General features: G+C 69.2%; 11 protein-coding genes. 7 read left to right on the top strand and 4 right to left on the bottom strand.

Translation table 11 applies throughout. From position 1 onward, the window contains the following. Positions 1 to 71: 71 nt before the first annotated feature. Both ACFCYE_RS11225 and ACFCYE_RS11220 read right to left on the bottom strand, forming a co-directional pair. On the bottom strand, positions 72 to 1,049 hold the full coding sequence (locus ACFCYE_RS11225; protein WP_376178738.1) for a sugar-binding transcriptional regulator: 978 nt from the start codon (positions 1,047 to 1,049) through the stop codon (positions 72 to 74). Between the two features lie 102 nt (positions 1,050 to 1,151). Next, positions 1,152 to 3,743 (bottom strand): family 78 glycoside hydrolase catalytic domain, encoded by a 2,592-nt coding sequence (locus tag ACFCYE_RS11220; protein ID WP_376178736.1) that lies wholly within the window; start codon positions 3,741 to 3,743, stop codon positions 1,152 to 1,154. A gap of 95 nt (positions 3,744 to 3,838) precedes the next feature. Here ACFCYE_RS11220 and ACFCYE_RS11215 point away from each other — a divergent pair, with 95 nt between their 5' ends. Then, positions 3,839 to 4,672 (top strand): NAD-dependent epimerase/dehydratase family protein, encoded by an 834-nt coding sequence (locus tag ACFCYE_RS11215; protein WP_376178734.1) that lies wholly within the window; start codon positions 3,839 to 3,841, stop codon positions 4,670 to 4,672. Further along, positions 4,669 to 5,682, top strand: coding sequence for a LacI family DNA-binding transcriptional regulator (locus ACFCYE_RS11210; RefSeq protein ID WP_376178733.1), 1,014 nt, complete (start codon positions 4,669 to 4,671; stop codon positions 5,680 to 5,682). Before ACFCYE_RS11215 ends, ACFCYE_RS11210 begins: the two co-directional genes overlap by 4 nt. A 4-nt stretch (positions 5,683 to 5,686) precedes the next feature. Here ACFCYE_RS11210 and ACFCYE_RS11205 read toward each other — a convergent pair whose 3' ends face one another. Together ACFCYE_RS11205 and ACFCYE_RS11200 are read right to left on the bottom strand one after the other, a co-directional pair. Beyond that, a complete protein-coding gene (locus ACFCYE_RS11205; protein WP_376178731.1) occupies positions 5,687 to 6,700 on the bottom strand; it encodes a hypothetical protein in 1,014 nt (337 codons plus the stop codon). After that, a complete protein-coding gene (locus tag ACFCYE_RS11200) occupies positions 6,697 to 8,844 on the bottom strand; it encodes a hypothetical protein (RefSeq protein WP_376178729.1) in 2,148 nt (715 codons plus the stop codon). Before ACFCYE_RS11200 ends, ACFCYE_RS11205 begins: the two co-directional genes overlap by 4 nt. Positions 8,845 to 8,926: 82 nt before the next feature. Between ACFCYE_RS11200 and ACFCYE_RS11195 the strand changes: the two genes are divergently transcribed. From ACFCYE_RS11195 to ACFCYE_RS11175, 5 genes are all read left to right on the top strand, one after another. Further along, positions 8,927 to 10,441: a DUF4038 domain-containing protein gene (locus tag ACFCYE_RS11195; protein ID WP_376178728.1), complete on the top strand. Its 1,515-nt coding sequence runs from the start codon at positions 8,927 to 8,929 to the stop codon at positions 10,439 to 10,441. Next, a complete protein-coding gene (locus ACFCYE_RS11190; protein ID WP_376178726.1) occupies positions 10,441 to 12,585 on the top strand; it encodes a beta-galactosidase in 2,145 nt (714 codons plus the stop codon). The genes ACFCYE_RS11195 and ACFCYE_RS11190 overlap by 1 nt, the downstream gene beginning before the upstream one ends. Positions 12,586 to 12,702: 117 nt before the next feature. Next, positions 12,703 to 13,344 carry a DUF2291 family protein gene (locus ACFCYE_RS11185; RefSeq protein ID WP_376178725.1) on the top strand — a complete coding sequence of 214 codons (642 nt, stop codon included), beginning with the start codon at positions 12,703 to 12,705 and terminating at the stop codon, positions 13,342 to 13,344. Beyond that, a complete protein-coding gene (locus ACFCYE_RS11180; RefSeq protein ID WP_376178723.1) occupies positions 13,341 to 14,909 on the top strand; it encodes a sugar ABC transporter ATP-binding protein in 1,569 nt (522 codons plus the stop codon). The genes ACFCYE_RS11185 and ACFCYE_RS11180 overlap by 4 nt, the downstream gene beginning before the upstream one ends. After that, complete coding sequence (locus ACFCYE_RS11175; protein ID WP_376178722.1) at positions 14,906 to 16,006, top strand: ABC transporter permease; 1,101 nt, start codon at positions 14,906 to 14,908, stop codon at positions 16,004 to 16,006. Before ACFCYE_RS11180 ends, ACFCYE_RS11175 begins: the two co-directional genes overlap by 4 nt.

Here is a 16,006-nt window from a genome sequence, read left to right as displayed (position 1 = left end):
CAGACAGCTTCACGACGGGAGGCCTTCGCCATGTCACCGGGGCCGGGCCGTTCGAACCGGCCCTTCCCACATCAGCGCTCCGCGAGCGCCTCGGCCGTGCGCAGGTCGGTGACGAGGGTCGTCACCCAGTCGCCCGCCAGTGCTCCGTGGATCGCCTCGAGCTTGCGCTCCCCACCGGCGATGCCGACGCGGCGGGGGATGCGGAGCAGGTTCTCGACGGTGATCGCGATGATGCGGTCGTCGAGAGCGCCGAGGACGCGCGAGCCGTCGGAGCGGAAGATGCGGTGGCAGATGTCGCCGACGGCACCCTGCCCGAGCAGAACCTCTCGCTCCTCGGCGGCGAAGGCGTTGCCGCTCGTGGCGAGCACGTCCGACGGCTCGATGCTGCCGATCCCCATGATCGCCATCGTGAGCTCGTTCCAGTGCCGGCTGACCTCCTGCATGGAGGGATCCGACAGCAGGCTGTCGCGGATCCCGGCGTCGGCCACGACCCCCGGTGCCTGCACGTAGACGGGTTCCGCACCGAGGGTGCGAGCGAGCTCTCCGAGAATGCGGTTCGAGTGGCTCTGGGCTTCGGGTGCGCCGACGCCGCCGAGGAGTTGCACGACCTCGGTCGCACCTCGAACCGTGAAAGGGCGCATCCGGTCGACCATCGCGAGGATCGTCTGGCTCCACGAGGAGACGCCGATCCGGTCGGCGCCGGACAGCGTCGCCTCCAGATACGCCGCGGCTCCGGCGCCCAGCGAAGCGAGCAGCTCTCGCTCGTCCGCGTCGGGGGCGACATCGACGACGACCGCTTCGGAGAGGCCGTACCGCTCTTCGAGGCGCTCTTCGAGTTCGGCGTGAACGCCGGGAGCGACCGTCACGATCGTGCGGACGATGCCGACCGCCTCGGCTCGTTTCAGCAGCCGCGAGACCTTGGCCTGTGAGATATTGAGGGCGGTGGCGATGTCTGCCTGCCGGATGCCGCGTTCGTGGTACATCCGCGCGACCTTCGTGAGCAGGCGGACCTGGCCGTCGGCGGGGCGGGTGTAGCGGGGTAGGGACACGAGGACTCCGATCGTAGCGAGCCGATTGCGGATTCGCTAACGAAAGGATATTCACTCCGGCCACGCGGCGCCAGTGCCGACTCCTGCGCAGCCCGGGCCGACTCAGGCGACGACGATCGTGCGCATGTGCACACCCGCTCCGACGATCTCCTGCTCCGCGCCCGGCAGATCGATCACGGCATCCGCGCCGATCGGAACCCGCAGTTCGACGTGCAGCCGGCCCCCATCGATCCGCCAACCGACGGATGCCTCACCGTACGCCGTGATCTGACGGGCGGATGCCGAGGTGAGCCCGCCGCCGGGACGGGGCGCGAAACGGATGCGGCGGTAGCCGGGGGTCTCGGGCGCGAGACCGGCGATGACGCGATGCATCCAGTCGGCCACCGCACCCAGCGCATAGTGATTGAAGGATGTCATCTGCCCGGGGTTCACCGTGCCATCCGGCAGCAGCGAGTCCCAGCGCTCCCACACCGTCGTCGCGCCCTGTTCCACCTGGTAGAGCCAGGACGGGCACTCGCGCTCGAGCAGCAGATCGTATGCGGCATCCAGCTGGCCGCCGCCGCTGAGCGCGTCGGACACCAGGGGGGTGCCGACGAACCCGGTCGCGATGCGGTTGCCCGCCTCGTGCACGAGGTGAGCGAGGCGGGTCGCCGCGGCATCGCGAAGCGCGGGGTCGGTGATGAGGTCGAAGCGCAGCCCGAGCGCGTACGCGGTCTGCGCATCGCTGGTCATGGTGCCGTCGGCGGTGACATACGCTGCCGTGAACGCGTCGGTGACCTCGTCGGCGAGCGTGTCGTAGTGGACGCGCTCGGCTTCCAGCCCGAGCACATCCGCCATCCGTGCGACGGTGCGCGCCGACTTCGCGAAGTACGCCGTCGCGACGAGATGGCGATCGGTGAGGGCATCGGCGGGGTCCTCCGGAGGGGCAGCAGGATCGAGCCAGTCGCCGAGCTGGAAACCCGTGTCCCACAGCCGCGACGAACCGGCCAGGCGCTCGAGCAGGTCGACCCAGCGGTGAGCGCTGTCGAACTGCGCGCGCAGCACGCCGACGTCGCCGAATCGTTCGTAAAGCGTCCAGGGAAGAAGTGTCGCGACGTCGCCCCAGGCGGCGCCTGGTCGGATCGGCGTCCACTTGTCGACGGCGGGGATCACCGGCACGTACCAGGGCACGGTGCCATCGGGAAGCTGCTCGATCGCGACGTCCTCGAGCCAGCCCGAGAGCATCCCCGAGACGTCGAAGAGCGTCGCGGCTGTCGGCCCGAACACCTGGATGTCACCGGTCCAGCCGACGCGCTCGTCGCGCTGCGGGCAGTCCGTGGGGATGTCGACGAAATTGCCGCGCATTCCCCACACGACGTTCTCGTGCAGACGGTTCAGCGCCGGATCCGACGACTCGAACCAGCCTGTGCGCTCGAGGTCGGTGTGGTGGACGCGTGCGACGAGGGCGCCGGCCTCGGCATCCGCGTCCAGGTCGCCGGGCCAGCCCGTGACCTCGACATAGCGGAAACCGTGGAAGGTGAAGCGCGGTTCCCACTCCTCGACGTCTCGGCCGGCGAGGGTGTAGTTGTCGGTCGAGCGTGCCGCGCGCAACGGGCGGGTGTAGATCTCGCCGTCCTGCAGGACCTCTGCGGTGCGCAGGGCGACGGTCGCGCCGGCGTCGCCGGACACCCTGATCCGCACTCGGCCGACGAGGTTCTGACCGAAGTCGAGGATGCGGGATCCGCTCGGCCCCGTGAGCACCTCGATCGGCAGAAGCTCCTGCGTGGCCCGCACCGGTGGCGCCGTCGGGGCGACGAGGGTGGCGGGGTCGCGGTGGCGCTCCTGCACGCCTTCCCAGCCGGAATCGTCGAAACCGGGGGCGGACCAGCCGGCCTGCTCCTCGCGTGCGTCGTAGTCTTCGCCGTCGTACAGACCGCTGGCGATGATCGGGCTGGGCGCGCAGCGCCACGTGCCGTCGGTCGCCACGATCTCGCGCGAACCATCGGAGTAGGTGAGCTCGAGCTGGCCCAGGAACGACTGGTCCGTGCCGTAGACGTTGCGGAAGCCGCCGCGCCAACCCAGCCGGCCGCGATACCAGCCATCCCCGAGCCAGGCGCCGATCGCGTTCTCGCCGGGCGACAGCAGCGCGCCGACGTCATACGTGTAGTACCGCAGCCGGGTGCCGTACACCGTCCACCCGGGGGAGAGAGCGTCGTCGCCGACGCGGGCGCCGTTGATCTCCGCCTCGTACACCCCGTGCGCCGTCGCATAAAGACGCGCGCGAAGGAGGCCGTCGCGCACCCGGAATCCGGTGCGCACGAGCGAAGGACGCCGTTCGTCGGAGTGCGGGTTCTCGTTGCGCGTCGCGCCCACGGGGCGGGCCACCCAGTCCTCCGGCGCGAGCAGCCCTGTCTCCAGCGTCGTGGGTTCGGATGCCTCCGACCATGCGCCGTCCGCTCCGCGGACCGCCACCCGGACCGTCGCGATCTCGCGCGATCCGAGCTCTGGCGCCGGCCAGTCCACCAGCACCTGCTCGGCGCTGTCGACCTCGTATGAACGACGGGCGCCCTCGCGTACGAGGTCGACCCGGTACGCGGTCTGACGCCACCCGTCCGGTGCGGTGGTGATGCGCCAGGAGAGCCGCGGCATCCGCTCCCCGATGCCCAGCGGTGCGCGGTGGTGCTCGATGCGGGGTGCGTCGACGATGACGGCCATTCCGGTCCTCCAGAGGGTGCGTGTACAGTGAGTGTGGCATCCATTTCGAAACGTTTCAAGTCAGCGGGACGGAGCCATCACCAGAGAGGCACGGCATGCGGATCGGCGTCACGGGAAGCGGCGGCAAGCTCGGCAGGGCGACAGTCGAACGACTGCGCGCCGACGGGCACGATGTGGTCGGATTCGATCTCTCCGGCACAGCGGGGCCCGGATTCACCCGCGTGGATCTCAGCGACTTCGGGCAGGTGCTGGATGCGTTCGGATCGGTCACCGCCCGGCACGACGGACTCGACGCGCTCGTCCACCTGGCCGCGATCCCGGTGAACGGACTGGTGCCGGACGCGGCGACGTTCCAGAACAACATGACGGTGTCGTTCAACGCCCTCTTCGCCGCGCACCGTGTCGGCATCCGCCGGATCGTGCTGGCCTCGAGCATCACTGCGATGGGCTTTCCGTTCCACGAGTCCCCGCCGTCGCTTCCCGTCGAGGAGACGTACACGAGCGCGAACAACACGTACGGGTTGGCCAAAGTGGCGGAGGAGGCGATCGCCGCGCAGCTGGCCGGCTGGCATCCGGATGCCTCGATCACCGCCCTGCGCTTCACCAACGTGGTGGCCGAGGACGAGTACGCGACATTCGAACGCGCCGGCGAGGCGGGCTACCGTCGCGACCTGCTCGGTTCATGGATCGATGCGCGTGATGGCGCTCTCGCGGTGGCACTGGCGCTCGCGGCAGCGCAGCCCGGTTTCGAGGTCTACAACGTCGCCGCCCCGGAATCGGGATGCGCGACGCCGTCTCGTGAGCTGGCCGGACGCTGGTTCCCCGGCACGCCCGTCGCAGACGACCTCGGAGAGTTCGAGTCGCTCATGTCGACGCGCCGGATCCGGGAGCGGCTCGGATTCCGCGCCGCCTATGATTGGCGCTCATGACACCAGCGGGGATCCGAGAGGTCGCGGCGCACGCCGGTGTCTCCATCGGCACCATCTCGAACTTCCTGAACCACCCGGAGCGGCTGTCCGAGGCGATGGCGAAGCGCGTCGCCGAGGCCATCGACGCCGTCGGATTCGTGCCCAGCAATGCGGCTCGCCAGCTGCGCATGGGCGTCAGCTCGGTGATCGGCTACCTGGCATCCGACATCGGCAACCCGCACTTCGGCGAGATCGCCACCAGTGTGCAGGCGAGAGCGACCGAGCTCGGGCTGTCGGTCTTCATCGCCGACGCGCAGGAGGATCCGCGGCAGGAGGACGCCTACCTGGACGCCTTCGCCCAGCACCACGTCCGCGGCCTGCTGGTCGCCTCGCATCATCCGGTCGAGGAACGACTGGCGCTGCTGCGCAGACGGGGCACCCCGTCCGTCCTCGTCGGGCAGCGCGCGAGTTCGGCCGAGCAGCCCTCCGTCTCCGTCGACGAGTTCTCGGGCGGGCGTCAGGCCGTCGAACACCTCTGGGATGCCGGATGCCGCAGGATCGCTTTCGTCGGCGGTCCGGCCGGGATCGTGCAGGTGGCGGCTCGTCGGGCCGGAGCGGATGCCGTGGCGAACGCGCACGGCATCGGACTGCGCGAGGTCGTGGTGACCGAACGGTCGGTCGCAGCGGGCCGGAAGGCCGGTGCGATGATCGCCGCGATGTCCGCGGAGGAGCGGCCGGACGGCGTCTTCGCCGTCAATGACCTGCTGGCTCTCGGCATCCTCCAGGAACTGGTCGGACGCGGCGTCCGCGTCCCGGAGGACCTGGCCCTGATCGGATACGACGACAACGAGTTCGCCGAAGCATCCCTGATCCCCCTGACCAGCGTCAGCCGCCGACATCGTGATGTCGGTGAGATCGTGGTCGACGCGCTCTTCGAGACGATCCAGGAGCGTTCGCCGGCCGAGCTGCATCGCGAACTCGAGCCGATCCTCGTTCCGCGGAGAAGCACGCAGGGATTCCTGCGCGCCTGACTCCTCAACTGGTGAGCGGCGACCAGGCGAGTGCGATCCCGCGCATCTCACGGCGGAGATCCGCACCGATCTGCACGGGGTCGGCAAGCCGCTGCACGGCGCAGTAGTAGTGCTCCAGCCGGTCGGCGGTGCGGATGACGCCCGGTTTGTGTGCGTGCCAGTCGTCGATCGAGCCCGGTGCGCCCGGTTCGATCAGCGGGACGGGATCCTTGGTCCAGTGCAGGAGATCCGGTGAGGTGGCGACGAGGTCGACGGCGTGCCCGGCGGAGCGCAGTCCGAAGTAGAACATCGCCCAGCGCTCATCGTCGATCCGCAGCACGCACGGATCCGAGGCGAAGCGATCGTCCGGGGCGCCCGGGGCGCCGACCGGGAGCAGCGGGCCATCCGAGATCCTGGTCCACGTGACGAGGTCGTCCGAGACCGCGGCACCGGTCTGCTCGACCCACGCTCCCGTCGGCCTGTCCTTGGCGTTGTAGAACAGCCAGAACCGACCGTCGTGCTTCATCAGCCAGGACTTGTACAGCCCTCCGCGCTCCCACGAACCCCCGTCCTCGGGGCGCAGGAGGCCGCCGGTCTCCTCCCAATGCACGAGATCCCGGCTGCGGGCGAACCCGATCACGGCCGATCCCTCCTCATAACCCGCCTCGGGGTAGGCGTGGAAGGTGCCGTAGTACCAGCCGTCGATCTGCTGGAGCTCGCCCGTTCCGAAGAGCTCTGGATCGCGCAGCAGGCAGGTGAGCGCGGCGTTGTGCCGGCGGTGCGGTGAGTCGGGGTCGCGCCGGAAAATCAGCTCCGGCTCGGACCATCGCTCGCCGTCATGCCAGGCCAACCCGGTCTGGTACCCGCGACCGTCCCATCCGACGACGGTCATGCCGAGGCGGCCGTCCGCGCGGAACGGGAACGGACAGTCGACCCCGTGGCTGCGCCAGTCGCCGGGGTGCAGGGACGGCGCGAAGACGAGCTCGCTCTCCTTGACGGTGGGACGAAGACGGGCGAGAGGATCGGACGATGCGGTCATGGTCGTTCCACCGGCGCAACGACTCTCCCCGGGCGGGCGGGGAAGCCCTCGACGCGCATCCGCCATCCCTGGGGCAACTCGGCGTGAGGCCGCCCGTCGTCGTCGGACGCGAGCATCGCGACAGCCGCGAGCAGGCCGCCGTTTCCGGGGAGGTACAGCGGGAGCCGATTGGGGACCTGGAAGTTGTGTCCGTTCGACAGGTGGCGATTGCGCGGCAGCGGGCGCAGCAGGGAGTCGAAAGCGACGTCGAGACGGTCGAGCCGCGTTGCGCACATCGCGATCAGCGGGTAGTCCCAGCCCCAGGTCGCGTTCCAGTCCCACTCGTCGAGCACCATGTCGAGCGTGCGCGACATGGTCGCCGGGTCGACGAGCGGCGTCGGGGGCACGAAGCCGAAGGCGCCGAGGAGGGAGGGATGGTCGGCCAGCGCGGTCTCGCCGCGGACGGCCTCATAGCGGCCGTCCGCGGAGACCGGCAGCGGCGCGATCGCGTCGATGGCGCGCTGCCAGTGGGGCGGTACGTCCGCGCCCCGCCTGCGCCGCCACTCGGATGCCGTGGTGAGTCCCCACCACATGTATGCGAGTTCGAACGTCGGGTCCCATGTCGTCGCCGCATCGTAGCGTTCCTGGGCGGGCATGATCGGGGGAGCCAGGTGCGCCGTCCCGTCGTCCCACCAGAGCAGGGCGGCCAGGAACTCGGCCGTCTCGTCGACGAGTTCCGCGTACCGCTCGAGCACTCGAGGATCGTCGCCGTTGGCGCGGTAGACGAGCTCGGCGTAGGAGATCGGATGGGGTTGCTGCCAGGCCAGGAGCGGACCGATCTCGTTGGGGCTCTCGATCCCCTCCGGGCCGACGTGCTTGGGCCAGCGCGCTCCCGGGTAGCCCGATCGAGCGGCGTTCGCTCGGGCGGTGGGCAGGATCTCGCGGTACCACGCGAGGCTGCGCTCGAGCAGCGCGGGCCGCCCCCACAGGGCGAAGTGCGCGGCGTGCCACCAGTGCATCTCGAGATGGAAGGTCCCACCCCAGGAGTTGCACACGAGTCCGCTCTCCTGGGGAGGCACAGAGCCGGCGCACTGGATGGCCGTCAGGTACTGCGACAGGATGATGCGCCGCTCGAGTTCCGTGGCACGCGGGTCGGTCGATCCGTCGAGATCGATGAAGGCGCCGGCCGTCCAGTGCGATTCCCAGTGCGCGGCGGCGGCGTCGAAGACCTCCTGCGCTGACGGCAGCGGCGTGGTCGAGCGCGACGGGGTGAACTCGACGACGAGTTCGATCCGGTCGGTCTCGGGTACGAGCTCGACGACGTGCGGCTCCGGCGTCTCGACCCTGCAACCCCGGGCGCGCAGCCGCACCGAATAGGACGCGTCATCCACGCGCCGCGAGATCTCGATGGTGCCATCAGGGAGAACCGTGACCACGCTCTCATGCGCGTCCGGCCTCGACCAGTCCTCGTCCGCCTCCCAGGTGTCCTGGATGGTCGCGAAGGAGAGTCGCACCGTCGCGGCGCGAGCGGCGAAGAGCTCCGAACGCGCCGAGACGGCGAGCAGATCGCGAGTGGGGTGAACGGCGGTCGTGGTGCTGGTCCGTCTCCCGCCGACCGAGAAGGCGCTGTCGAGCGTGCCCGTCCACAGGTCGAGCACCTGCTCCGTGTCGGCCAGCTGCTCTGGGTCGTCCACGACGCGCCCCGTCGTCGGGTCCACGATCCGGAACGCGAGGCGGCCGAGATGCAGGCGCTGCGGGTTCACCCAGTAGTAATAGCCGGCGGGCTGCTGCGCCCGCGCTTCCGCCTCGGTCAGACGCCAGTCGTAGGCGGTCGGGTGCGTCACCGTCGTGCCGTCGGGGCGCACGAACGGCTCCATCGTGTCCTCGATGGTCACTCCGTCGGGGTTAGGCGCCCAGTGGAAGGCCCACTGGCTCTGCGTTCCGAGAGGAGTCGCGCTGCGATCGGCGGCGCGCGCTGCGGCCCGGCTGTGCCAGTCGGCGAAGGTCTGCAGGCCGGTCGCGTCCGCGGTGAAGGCGAACTCGCCGTTGCCGACGCTCAGCGGTGCTTCGGCATCGATCCCGGTGCGCCGGATGCGGTGGCGTGCGACGACCGCCCGGCGGTCGATGGCCTCTTCGATCTGCATGGCGTCCCATCCGTCAAACATGCATATGCATTCACTGAAACAAGATTATGCACAAGTTTGATAACGTTTCAACTGGTTGCTCGGTTTCACCTAGTGTCGGAGGATGACGACGATGTCCCATGAGCTGTATCTCCCTGTCGAGCTCGTCTTCGAGGGGAGCGAGGGGCTGCCCGTCGGCGATCGCCCGCCGCTCGGCGTCCGGTTCCGGCAGGTCGGTCGCGAGGATGTCACGGTTCCGGGATTCTGGGACGGCGGGACGACGTATCGCGCGCGTTTCGCGCCTCCGGCGGAAGGCGAGTGGACGTGGGAGGTCGTGGATGCCCGGACATCGGTGGACGTCGGCTCCGGCTCCTTCACCGTCACGCGCGGCGCCGCCCACGGGCCCGTCCGGGTGGCGCACCGCTTCCACTTCGCGCACGCGGACGGCACGCCGTTCCGCCCCGTCGGTGCGACGGCCTACAACTGGCTGCACCAGGAAGAACCGCTGTTCTCGCAGACGGTGGACGCGATCGCCGAAGCACGTTTCAACAAGTTCCGCTTCATGGTCTTCCCTCAGGGCGGGGGATACGTCGAGCACGAGCCGACACTGATGCCCTTCGAGAAGGCCGGCGGGCGCTGGGATGTCACGCGTCCCGTCCCGGAGTTCTTCCAGCGTCTCGATCGGGCCGTCGAAGTGCTCGGCGAGCGCGGCATCCAGGCCGACGTCCTGATCTACAACGCCTACGACCGGGGGCACTTCGGCCTCGACGCACTGACCGAGGAAGAGGACGCCGTCTATCTGCGGTATCTCGTCGCGCGCCTCGCCGCCCACCCGCACGTGTGGTGGTCGCTGTGCAACGAGTTCGACCAGCTCGAGCGCCCGGATGAGCGCTGGGACCGCACCGGCGAGCTGCTCGCCGAGATCGACCCCTACGATCACCTGCGCTCCATCCACAACTGGATCGAGCTGTACGACAACAGTCAGCCGTGGGTCACGCACGCGTCAGTGCAGAACGGCTCCGCCACGACCGACTTCGGTCGGGCGAACCTGTACCGCGACGTACGGGGCAAGCCGGTCGTCCTCGACGAGATCAAGTACGAGGGCGACATCCCGGAGCGGTGGGGGAACCTGGATGCGCGCGAACTGGTGGATCAGTTCTGGATCACCACGGTCGCGGGGTGCTATGCCTCGCACGGCGAGAGCTTCCTCACGGCATCCGGCAGTCTGCACATGGTCGAGGGCGGACGGCTGCAGGGGGAGTCGCCGGCGCGGCTGGCGTTCCTCCGCGGCATCCTCGAGGAGGTCGACGGCCCTGGGCTGGACCCGATCGACAAGTGGGACGATCCGGCGCATGTCGCCGGCGTGCCGCGCCAGGTGTACGTCCAGTACCTCGGACGATCCGCACCCGCCACGTGGGACTTCCGCCTGCCGATCGGTGTCCCCGGTGAGCGGCCCGAGGCCGGCGACGTCTTCGAGGTCGACCTGATCGACACCTGGAACATGACCGTCACCACGATCGACCGGCGCTTCACGCTCGACGACGTGCAGCGCAACGACGCCTACGATCGGGCATCCTCGCCGATCGCGCTGCCGGTCGGCGAAGCGATCGCACTGCGCATCCGACGGGTGGAGGTCTGATGGCCGCGGCGACCGACCGACTGCGAGCCTGGCGCGGCGGACCCCGGTTGGGGGTCGCGTACTACAACGAGTACCTTCCGGATCCGTCGCGCCTGGAGACGGACCTTCGTCTGATGGTGGATGCCGGGATCACCTGCATCCGCGTCGGAGAGTCCGTGTGGTCCACGTGGGAGCCGCGGGATGGCGAATTCGACCTGGATTGGATGACGCCCGTGCTGGACGGCGCGTCCGCGCACGGGATCGACGTGATCCTCGGAACCCCCACCTACGCGATTCCGCCGTGGTTGGCGCGAAAGCATCCTGAGCTCGCCGTGGTGCGCAAGGACGGTGCCCCGGTGCCGTGGGGCGGGCGGCAGGAGGTCGACCACACCTCCGAGGTGTTCCGGGGATACGCCGAGCGCGTCATCCGCGCGATCCTGGATCGCCACGGGCGGCACCCCGCGATCGTCGGGGTGCAGCTGGACAACGAGGCCGGGCTCCATCTCATCCACAACGACCACGTCGTCGAGCGGTTCCGCGTCTGGGTGGCGCAGCGCTACGGCGATGTCGAGAGCCTCAACCGCGAGTGGGGCCTGGCGTACTGGTCGCACCGCATCGCCGACTGGGATGAGCTGTGGGCACCGGGCGGCAACACGACGCCGGCGTACGACCTCGCGTGGCGTCGATTCCAGGCCGAACTCACCGCGGATTTCATCGGGTGGCAGGCCGGCATCGCGCGGGAGCTCGTCGCCGAGGACACCTTCCTGACGACCTGCATCGCCTATCAGCGCCCGGCGATGGACGATGTCGCCGTCGGCGCGCATCTGGACATCGCCAGCGGCAACGCCTACTACCTGGCACAGGATGCGCTGGATCTCTCCGTCGAGGGTGCGGGCGGGCAATGGTACGCCGACGACGTTCCGCAGCTCATCCTCATGGCCGACCGGATGCGGGCCACAGGATTCGACCGACCGGAGGCCCACGGCGGGTTCCTCGTCACCGAGACCGGTGCGGCGTCGATCGGCAACGCCTGGCTCACGCGCCCGCCGTACGACGGTCAGCTCGCGCAGGCGGCGTGGCTTCTCGCCGCGCGCGGTGCCAGGCTCGTGTCCTACTGGCACTGGCACACCCTGCACTCGGGGCATGAGGTGCACTGGGGCGGTGTGCTCGGTCACGATCTGGAGCCCGGCCGCATCCACGACGAGGTCGCCGGCATCGGAAGGCAGTTCGCGCAGGCAGCCGAATGGCTGGCGGATGCCGAGCCGGATGCCGACGTCGGCATCGTCTACGCGCACGACAGCGAGTGGATGATGGCGTTCGAGCCGCCGCTGGCTGTTGCGGGCACTGACGCTCCGGATCGGAAGGCGTACGCCCGGATCGTCGGAGTCTTCGGACGGGCGGCGATCGACGCGGGCCTCCAGGTCGGCTACGTGAACGAGCGGCAGCTGTCGTCGGCATCCGAGCTGCTCGACCGCTTTCCCGTGCTGATCGCAGCGGGACTCATCGCCGCATCCGATCGGACCCTGGAGACGCTCGCGGAGTACGCGCGTCTCGGCGGCCGCCTCATCGTGGGACCTCGCACCGGGTACGCGGACGCCCAGGGGCGCATGCGCCAGGAGTCGGCACCCGCGGTGCTCGGCGCGCTCGCCGGCGTGCGATACCGGGAGTTCGCGGCGCTGGCCGCGCCCGTCGTGGTCGAGGCGGCCGCGCCGCGTCTCCGTGCGATCTCGGGCCAGGCGCACGGCTGGATGGACGCGCTCGACGTCACGGATCCGGATGCCGAGGTGCTGCTGCGTTACCGGCATCCGCACTTCGGCAGATGGGCGGCCGCTGTGCATAGGTCGGTCGGAGAAGGGGCGATCACCGTCGTCGGCACGCTGCTGGATCGCGGCACCTTGAAGGCCCTGGTCGGCGAGATCGCCGGGCGATCGCACGTCGGGTCGCCGCTCGAGGAACGACAGGACACCGTCACGGCGCACTCGCTGGTGGGCGAGCGGGGCCGGGTCTGGATCGTGCACAATTGGTCTCCCGAGGCCCGGACCGTGCGGGTTGCAGGCTCCATGGCATCGCTTCTGGACGACGGTGAGTACGAGATCGGCGACGACGTCCTCCTGCGGGGATGGGGTGTGCAGGTCTGGCGTGAGGGGGCGCGAGCACCGCGGTAACGATCCGATCAAGCGCTTTCCTCCTTCGCGGTTCCCTGCTACGTTTTGGTCAACCGGTTGATGTATCTGCGGCGCCCGAGTCGCGGCATCCGGTTCTGACCTGCGAAGGAGCAGCCTATGAACGCGACGGCGCGTCGACCCAGGATCAAGGCCTGGATCCCGATCACCGTTGCCCTTCTGGCCGTGGCCGGCATCGGACTCGCCACGACGACGTACGTCTCGATCGAGGATGCCGAGGCGAGCGCGAGCGCAGGCAGCTTCGACCCGGTCACGTACGCCGATGAGCGGTTCGACAGCGAGATCGTCCCGCAGATCGAGGACGACGCCGTCGAGCTGGCGACGCTGCTCGCCGACCTCGAGGCCGGCGCCGACGAAGCCGACTTCGGCTACGCGCCAGGCGCGGGCAGCTCCTACAGCTTCCCGGTGAGCTTCACGGCGACGGCCGGTGCGCAGAACGGATCGATCCTGCCGGTCACGGTCGAGGGGGTTCCTGCCGAGACGACCGTCCAGGTGCAGGTCGGTCCCGCGATCAACGGCACGGCGCTGCGCGATGTCACCGGAACCGTCGCGTTCAACGACTTCACGAATCAGCTCGAGTTCCAGGAGGTCGCGACCGAGTTCAACAACCGCGTCCGCGACGGCATGCTCGCCGATGTCGGGGCGATCTCGGAGGGGCAGACGATCACGGTGACCGGCGCCTTCACCCGCGTCAATCCCGCCCTCGTCTCGGTCGTCCCCGTCGCGATCGAGGTCGGATGATGGGGGCGCTGATCGACGATGTCGTTCAGGACACGGTCGTCATGCGCGCCAGGGGGATCTCCAAGGTCTACGGTGCGACGCACGCGCTCAAGGGCGTCGACTTCGACATCCGCTCCGGTGCCGTCACCGTCCTGTTCGGGGAGAACGGCGCCGGCAAGTCGACACTGATGAAGATCCTCTCCGGTGTGGAGACGCCCACCGCCGGCGTTCTCGAGCTGCGTGGCGAGGAGATCGTCCTCGAGAACACCGTGGATGCCGCGCGGCGCGGCATCGCGATCATCCACCAGGAGCTGAGCCTGGCACCCAACCTCAGCATCAAGGACAACATCTTCATGGGCCGCGAATACACCCGCGGCGGCATCCTCGTCGATGACAAGGCCGAGACCGCGAAGACCCGAGAGCTCATGCGCCGTCTCGCCGAGGAGCTGGACCCGAAGACCCCGGTCGGCGATCTGCGACTCGGGCAGCAGCAGGTCGTCGAGATCGCCCGCGCACTGGCCGGCGAAGCGCGCGTGCTCATCATGGACGAGCCGACGTCCGCGCTCAGCGGCAGTGAGGTCGAGGTCCTGTTCTCCCTCATCCGGGAGCTGACGGACGAGGGCGTCGCGATCGTCTACATCTCTCACCATCTGGAAGAGGCGCTGGAGATCGCCGACCACGCCGTCGTCTTCCGCGACGGAGCGCTCGTCGCGACCGGCGACCGCGCCGAGATCGACCTGAACTGGGTCATCTCGAACATGGTCGGCCGTGCCGCCGATGACCTCGCGCCCGACCTGCTCGACGAGTTCGGCGCAGTCGCGCTGTCGCTCAAGGGCGTCACGGTCGCCGACCCGGCGAACCCGAGCCGGCTCGCGGTCGACGGGCTCGATCTGGAGGTGCGCGAGGGCGAGATCGTCTGCCTCTACGGCCTGATGGGCGCCGGGCGCACCGAGCTGCTCGAGGCCCTCGCCGGGCGGTCGCCGATCCAGCGCGGCGAGGTGCTGATCCACGGCGAGCCGCTCGCCTCGCAGACGATCGGCGACCGCATCGCGTCCGGTCTCGCGCTCGTCCCGGAGGATCGGCAGCGCGACGGGCTGGTGCAGACGATGTCGGTCGGTGAGAACACCGCACTGTCCAGCCTGCTCTCGTTCGCGTCGATGGGCTGGATCCGCGCGCGTCGACAGCGCGAGGCGGTGGCACGCAGCATGGCGGACGTACGGGTCAAGGCCTCCGGCCCGAACGCGTCGATCACGTCGCTGTCCGGGGGCAACCAGCAGAAGGTCGTGATCGGCAAGACGCTCATGACGGAGCCGCGCGTGATCCTGCTGGACGAGCCGTCCCGCGGCATCGACGTCGGCGCCAAGGCCGAGATCTTCGCGCTCATGGCACGCGAGGCGCGCCGCGGACTCGCGGTGCTCTTCGCGACGAGCGAGGTGGGCGAGGCGCTCGGCGTCTCCAACCGCGTGATCGTCATGTCGAAGGGCCGGATCGTCGGCGAATTCGATCCCCAGCACTCCACCCGCGAGGACCTCATGGTCGCCTCAGGGGAATCACACAACGACGAAGCCGCAGGGAGCGCGCAATGACCACCGAGAACACCGCCGTCAGGCGGAACCGCCTGCAGAACGTCGACATCGGCTCGCTGCTGCTCGAGGGCCGCGCGTTCATCGCGCTGATCGTGCTGATCATCATCTTCGCGCTGCTGTCGGACTCGTTCCTCACCTTCAGCAACCTCGTCACGATGACCAAGCACGTCGCGTACAACGGCATCCTGGCTCTCGGGATGCTGTTCGTGATCCTCAAGGGCGGCATCGACCTGTCCGTCGGGTCGACCGTCGGCCTGTCCGGCGTCGTGGCGGGAACGCTGCTGCAGGGCTGGCAGCTGACGGTGTTCGACATCGTCGCGTATCCGCAGGTCTGGTTCGTGGTGCTCGTCGCGCTCGCCGTCGGCACGTTCGTCGGCTTCATCAACGGCATCCTCGTGACGAAGTTCAACGTCGCGCCGTTCATCGCGACCCTCGGCATGCTCTACGTCGCTCGAGGGGCTGCCCTGCTCATCTCGAACGGGACGACGTATCCGAAGCTCGCCGGCACGGAGGAACTCGGCAATCAGGGATTCCTCCTGATCGGAGGCGGGCGCATCCTCGGCATCCCGACGGCGATCTGGATCATGGTCGTGTTCGCTCTGATCGCCTCGCTGGTGCTGCGAAAGACCCCGTTCGGGCGCTGGGTGTACGCCACCGGCGGCAACGAGCGGGCGGCAGAGCTCTCCGGGGTGCCGGTGAAGAAGGTCAAACTGCGCGTCTACATGATCAGCGGCTTCTGCGCGGCGACGACCGGGCTGATCATCTCTTCCGAGCTCACCAGCGCGGCGCCGCAGCTCGGTGAGACGTTCGAGCTCAACGCGATCGCGGCGGTCGTGATCGGCGGTGCGGCGCTGACCGGTGGGCGCGGCAACGTCCGCGGCGTGCTGATCGGAGCGTTCGTCATCGGCTTCCTCAGCGACGGCCTGGTCCTGGTCGGCGTCTCGACGTTCTGGCAGATCGCGATCAAGGGTGCCGTCATCATCCTCGCCGTGATGCTCGACCAGGCGCAGCAGCGGATCACCCGATCGAAGAACGCGGCGCTCGCCGCGGCGAACAAGCAGTCCTCACCTCCACAGACGACGCCGGCGACGGCGTGA

This window comes from Microbacterium sp. NPDC056234 (assembly GCF_042267585.1).
GTDB lineage: Bacteria > Actinomycetota > Actinomycetes > Actinomycetales > Microbacteriaceae > Microbacterium.
The sequence above is the reverse complement of the archived record's forward strand: the minus strand, read 5'-3'. Positions and strand labels throughout refer to the sequence as shown.

What these genes read in the sequence shown, in the direction of transcription:
- ACFCYE_RS11220 (WP_376178736.1), bottom strand. Translation starts at nt 3,743, where the DNA reads ATGGCCGTCATCGTCGACGCACCCCGCATCGAGCACCACCGCGCACCG.
- ACFCYE_RS11215 (WP_376178734.1), top strand. Translation starts at nt 3,839, where the DNA reads ATGCGGATCGGCGTCACGGGAAGCGGCGGCAAGCTCGGCAGGGCGACA.
- ACFCYE_RS11210 (WP_376178733.1), top strand. Translation starts at nt 4,669, where the DNA reads ATGACACCAGCGGGGATCCGAGAGGTCGCGGCGCACGCCGGTGTCTCC.
- ACFCYE_RS11205 (WP_376178731.1), bottom strand. Translation starts at nt 6,700, where the DNA reads ATGACCGCATCGTCCGATCCTCTCGCCCGTCTTCGTCCCACCGTCAAG.
- ACFCYE_RS11200 (WP_376178729.1), bottom strand. Translation starts at nt 8,844, where the DNA reads ATGTTTGACGGATGGGACGCCATGCAGATCGAAGAGGCCATCGACCGC.
- ACFCYE_RS11195 (WP_376178728.1), top strand. Translation starts at nt 8,927, where the DNA reads ATGACGACGATGTCCCATGAGCTGTATCTCCCTGTCGAGCTCGTCTTC.
- ACFCYE_RS11190 (WP_376178726.1), top strand. Translation starts at nt 10,441, where the DNA reads ATGGCCGCGGCGACCGACCGACTGCGAGCCTGGCGCGGCGGACCCCGG.
- ACFCYE_RS11185 (WP_376178725.1), top strand. Translation starts at nt 12,703, where the DNA reads ATGAACGCGACGGCGCGTCGACCCAGGATCAAGGCCTGGATCCCGATC.
- ACFCYE_RS11180 (WP_376178723.1), top strand. Translation starts at nt 13,341, where the DNA reads ATGATGGGGGCGCTGATCGACGATGTCGTTCAGGACACGGTCGTCATG.
- ACFCYE_RS11175 (WP_376178722.1), top strand. Translation starts at nt 14,906, where the DNA reads ATGACCACCGAGAACACCGCCGTCAGGCGGAACCGCCTGCAGAACGTC.